The organism is Marivirga lumbricoides (assembly GCF_014636295.1).
Lineage (GTDB): Bacteria > Bacteroidota > Bacteroidia > Cytophagales > Cyclobacteriaceae > Marivirga > Marivirga lumbricoides.
The window spans coordinates 1-5,083 of the sequence record NZ_BMEC01000035.1 but is presented as its reverse complement, the minus strand read 5'-3'; the positions used below and the strand labels follow the sequence as shown (position 1 = coordinate 5,083).

General features: G+C 42.8%; 4 protein-coding genes and 1 pseudogene. All 5 read left to right on the top strand.

Annotation, left to right across the window (positions count from 1 at the left end; all coding sequences use genetic code 11):
- Positions 1-791 (top strand): annotated as a pseudogene (locus IEV85_RS24575) (hypothetical protein); the annotation flags it as partial.
- A 249-nt stretch (positions 792-1,040) separates the two neighbouring features.
- Positions 1,041-2,057 (top strand): tyrosine-type recombinase/integrase, encoded by a 1,017-nt coding sequence (locus tag IEV85_RS24570; RefSeq protein WP_188467920.1) that lies wholly within the window; start codon positions 1,041-1,043, stop codon positions 2,055-2,057.
- Positions 1,999-2,958 carry a tyrosine-type recombinase/integrase gene (locus IEV85_RS24565; protein ID WP_229712733.1) on the top strand — a complete coding sequence of 320 codons (960 nt, stop codon included), beginning with the start codon at positions 1,999-2,001 and terminating at the stop codon, positions 2,956-2,958. The genes IEV85_RS24570 and IEV85_RS24565 overlap by 59 nt, the downstream gene beginning before the upstream one ends.
- A 46-nt stretch (positions 2,959-3,004) precedes the next feature.
- The gene (locus tag IEV85_RS24560; protein WP_188467918.1) at positions 3,005-3,247 is read left to right on the top strand and encodes a type II toxin-antitoxin system HicA family toxin; all 243 of its coding nucleotides are present in this window, start codon (positions 3,005-3,007) and stop codon (positions 3,245-3,247) included.
- Positions 3,244-3,585, top strand: coding sequence for a type II toxin-antitoxin system HicB family antitoxin (locus IEV85_RS24555; protein WP_188467917.1), 342 nt, complete (start codon positions 3,244-3,246; stop codon positions 3,583-3,585). The genes IEV85_RS24560 and IEV85_RS24555 overlap by 4 nt, the downstream gene beginning before the upstream one ends.
- The last annotated feature ends 1,498 nt before the right edge of the window (positions 3,586-5,083 follow it).

The following is a 5,083-nucleotide window of genomic DNA, read 5'->3' as shown; positions in this document are numbered from 1 at the left end:
AGAATACCAAAGGAGAGACAAGGACAGTCACTTTAACTGTAGAAGGTCCAGTTTGCGTGGCAGGCTGCACTACGAAAGAAAGTCTTTATGAGGATAATGCCAACCGTTCCTTCCTGATCCATATAGATGAAAGCAAAGAGCAGGATCAAAAGATCATGAGCTACCAGCGGAAGCTCTCAGCAGGCAAAATAGATAGCAGTGAAGAACACAAAATAGCAGAATTACTCAAGAATACTCAAAGGGTGCTAAAGCCAGTGAGCATTAGGAACCCCTATGCAGAACAATTAAAAATCCCTGATGAAGTATTTAAGCCCAGGAGGAGCAATGCGCATTATTTAGCCTTCATTGAAGCCGTGACCTTTTACCACCAGTACCAAAGGGAAGAAGAAACAGACAAGGAAACAGGAGAAGTGTATATCAATACCACACTGGAAGATGTAGAGGAAGCCAACCAACTGATGAAGGAAGTACTGATCAGGAAATCAGATCCCTTGAACGATGCAGGAAGGAAATATTTAGAGTGGCTGAAAGCATGGCTGAAAATGGAAGGGAAGACCACATTTACCAACAAAGAAGTAAGGCAGTTTTTACGGATCAACCCCAGTAACCAGAAGCGGTATATGGTGCAATTACAGGAATATGACTACGTGGAAAAAGTGGCCGGAGAGAAGGGAAAACCGCACGAATACAGGATTACCGAGCTGGACGAATACGAGCAACTCAAAAACGGCATTACAGGGATACTGGACAAGATTATGAGCAATTTAGAAGGAGCAAAGAAGCAAAAGTAAAAGTCGCCCTTAGATACTACACGGTGCATGTTATAGGACAGAGCACCTCAATAAAGGAAAGAAAGAGAAGCAGAGAATAAGAGAGAAAGCAGGACGAAATAAGTACAAAGTCCAAAGTGGTTCACCACCAGTTCAAAACCACAATGAACCACTAAAAGCAAAGAACTACAACAAGTTACAGGCAAAGTTCAAAAGTTCTGAAAACACCAACCGAAGCAAAATTCATTCAATCAAAAAAAATAACAATCTATGAAGAAACTTCCACTAAAAAGCGCCTCCTTCAGGTATTTGGAACAAAGCTTTGGAGAGTGGCTGGACGTGCTGGGCTATGCACCTACCACGGTAAAGTCTTTTCCTGTGTATGTAAGAGAGTTGCTGTATTACATGGAATCCAAAGGAAAGCAGCAGGTGAGCCAGATCGATATTCCTATAATCAAAAGCCATTACAGGGAGCTGAGCCAAAGAGCCAACCAAAGGCAGGGCGGTGGCCTGTCCAACAACTATTTAAATACCCACCTGAACGCACTGGAAAGGCTGCTGGAATATCTTCGGAAACAGGCACGGATGGAAATCCCCGCCTTAAGCATCCCGCATGAAACGCCTAACCCCAAAGAAGTAATCCCGCTGAGCATCGCCCAGGTGAAAGCCCTTTATGAGGCTGCCGGAATGGAAGAAGATACCAGGCCAGTGGAAGCCTTAAGAGACAAAGCATTTTTGGCCTTGTACTATGATTGCGGGCTAAGAAGGAGTGAAGGCACCGCTTTGAATATAGGCGACATAGATTTTGACAACAGATTGGTGGCCGTAAGAAAAGGCAAAGGCAGTAAAGCAAGGTATGTTCCTTTTGGCAAACAGACCGCAAGGCACCTGGAAAACTATTGCTATGAAGGCAGGCCAAGGCTGCTCAACCCAAACAGTAAAGAAGATGCCTTTTTATTGGGAAAGAGAGGACGTGTATGTGGCAACACCCTGAACAGAAGGCTGAAAGCACTGGTGAAGCTGGTCAATGAACAAATGCCCAATAACTCAAATCCTAATGACAAACTACTAATTACCAATCATCAATCAACCAATGACCCTTTTCCGAATGACCAATCCCCAATTACTATTTTCCAACCCGTCCACCTGCATGTATTGCGTCATAGCATCGCCACGCACCTGTTGTACCAGGGCATGGAAATAGAAAAAGTATCACAGTTTTTAGGGCATGACAGCCTTGAAAGCACGCAGGTATATACCCACATCATGGAAAAATTTTACAGCTAAAATGGAAGAACTCATCAATTACCTGAAGAAAAAAGGATGCTCAAAGAGTACCATAGAAAGCTACAAAGCAATCAATGACATCTTTCTGGAATGGGCAGCATCCAGGCACCTGGAACCCTGTTTTATCAAATACAGCGAGCTAATGGATTATGTTAGCCACCTGAAAAAAAGAGGGATTAGCCAGCGTACAGTACAGAGCTATATGATCGCTATTGCCCATTATTTTGAATCCCTTCACCAGTCAGATCCTGAGAATCACCCCACCAACCCTGCAGGCTATTTAAACATCAAAAGCAAGCAGGCAAAGAAGCTGTACCCGAACCTCAATAGGGAACAACTGGAAGCACTCTATACAGACTACGACCTTCATTTAAGGAACACCAAACCCACGGCAAGGGCATCAGCGATAAGAAATAAAATAGCAGTAGGATTGATGGTGTACCAGGGGCTGGAAGTCACTACGTTGTCGGCATTACAAGTAAAAGATGTGGATGTGTTGAACGGGAAAGTAAGCATCAGAAGGGGCAGGACTTATAACGAAAGAACACTGGCACTACAGGCAGGGCAGATTATTATGCTGGATCGTTATATTAACCAGACCAGGAAAGAGCTACAGGAAAGCTTTGGCAAACAGGACAGCGATTTACTGCTTATAACAGGCTACAAGCATTACAGGGAAATGCATATTAGGATTGTTAAGCGGTTACGGAAGCAGCAACCCTTATTGCAAAGCGCCCACCAGCTCAGGGCAAGTGTGATCACTTTATGGCTGAAACAATACAACATCAGGGAAGTGCAGTACATGGCAGGCCACAGGCGCATCTTCAGCACAGAAGCCTATTTACAGAACGATATGGAAGGCTTGAAAGTGGCAGTAGACAAGTTCCATCCGCTGGGGTGAGGAAATTAAATTTGCAGATTGCAACTAAATATAGTTACTTTGAGTTATGTCTAAAAAGCAGAAATTAATTGACAGGTTTTTAAGTATGCCAGCTGATTTTCATTATGATGAGATGGTTAAATTACTTGGATATTTTGGTTTTGAAGAAGTGAAGATAGGAAAGACCTCAGGTTCAAGAGTAAAGTTCGAGAATAGTGAAGGGGTTCCTGTTATGCTTCATAAACCACATCCAAGTGGCATCATGAAGAAATACCAAATGAAACAAGTAAAAGAAATATTAGGGCTATGAAATATCTTGAATATAAAGGTTATACAGGAAGTATAGAGTACAGTCAGGAAGATAATTTACTCTATGGAAAAGTACTTGGGTTAAAAGGGCTGATCTCTTATGAAGGAGAAACGGGCAAATCATTAGAAGTTGATTTTAAGGAGGCTATTGATGTTTATTTAGCCGATTGCAAAGCAGCTGGAAAAGCACCTGAAAAGCCGTTTAAAGGAAGCTTTAATGTACGTATACCAGCGACTTTACATCAAAAAGCCGCTCTTTTGGCTATGGAGACAAAAACCTCGCTTAACAACCTTGTTGCGGAAGCGATCAGGTCAAGAGTAACAAAAGAAAGTGCATAAAGCAAGCAGTCTTACAATCCCAAATCCCCTTCCAAAAGTTTACCCCGCCTGCTGGTCGGGGTACGCTCCCAGCTTATGGCTGGTAGCGGAAAAGCGGTGTTCGTGCGCTGCTCGCTCGGGCTTCACTCTGTAAAAAGCAAGGGTAATAACAAGCTCGTTCCTCGCCCTTGCTTTTTACTCCGTTTGCCTCGCTGTGCTGCTCCTCACGTCTGTTCCCTTTTATTTTTTTGATGAGTTAATCCCCTGGCGGGACTATGGCAAAAAAACAAAACCACAGCCAGAGTTGGGCGGGCCTGCGACCACCGCCAGACACTGCCAATCATGCTCGTTCCTCACACTCCTCTTGGCAGGCTGGCTGGTGGTACCCGCAAGGGCCCGCATAGCAAACAGTGTAGGTAATTGTAATCTAAGTAGTTTTAAGCAATCATCACCAAATCTTTAGTGGGTAGAATCCTTCCGCGCTCTGTGGGCAGTTTTACATTTAATGGAGGGTGGCAGTTCGCTTGGATCATTTTTTTGAAGAATAAATGCCCCACAAATCCCGCGCACGTCCAAAGCTTTTATCCTTCAAAAAAACGACTGTTCTTTGTGTTAAAATTGAGTAAGGACTTATGAAAAAAGACTTTAAAGAGGAGTATGATAAAGCTTATAAAAAAGTAAAATCCATATTAAATCTGTTTGTCAAGCGGATGTATGTAATAGCGTTCAATATATATACTTGGTACTGGCTTTACAGAGAAATCTTCGTCAGAGAATCAACAAACTTTGAAAGTTATCTTTTATGGTTCTTTACTACGGTAGGTATGTATTACTTCGTATTGGAAAATCAAGACCTATTCTTTAGAAAGAAAAAGAACTAACGTTTTTATGAACGATGTAAAAAGCAGCCAAAAAATCAACACTAGTTTTTTGCATCGCTCATAAAAATGAAACAACCGAAGGGCGTTAGGCAAACACAACCGCAGTTATCCAATCGCGAAGTACGCGAGCCGTGAGAAAGCGGTATGACGCAGGAAATAGGGCTGCCGAGCAAAACGCAGCGAGCCAGACACATGGTGAAGCTTATGCATTTTAAGGAAGTGCTGTTAGGGAACAGGAAGCAAAAAACATGACAAGCTTAAGGGATGAAAGAGGGTAAGCAGCTTGGCGGGTTTTATTGCCCTGCCTGACTGAATGCATGTGCTGAACACCTTATAACTGCGACCATCCCCATTATGAATATCAAGTAAAATTAGTATATTGAAAGCGCATTGGGCTGTTTAAAAATACCATATCAACCAAGAGGGGCAGGCATAGAAAAAACCGTGTTTTTGACAGGGGGCGCCTTGGAAAAAAGCGGAAAAGTGCTAAAAATGTGCTTAAAGGACTACGAGTACCACCTAAAAGACCATTTAGGCAATGTGCGTACCACCTTTGCGGTAAGGGAGGATGACTATCCTACTGATTTTGAGACAGATGGCAACCCTTATTTTGATAATTATGATCAAATAACCAAGCT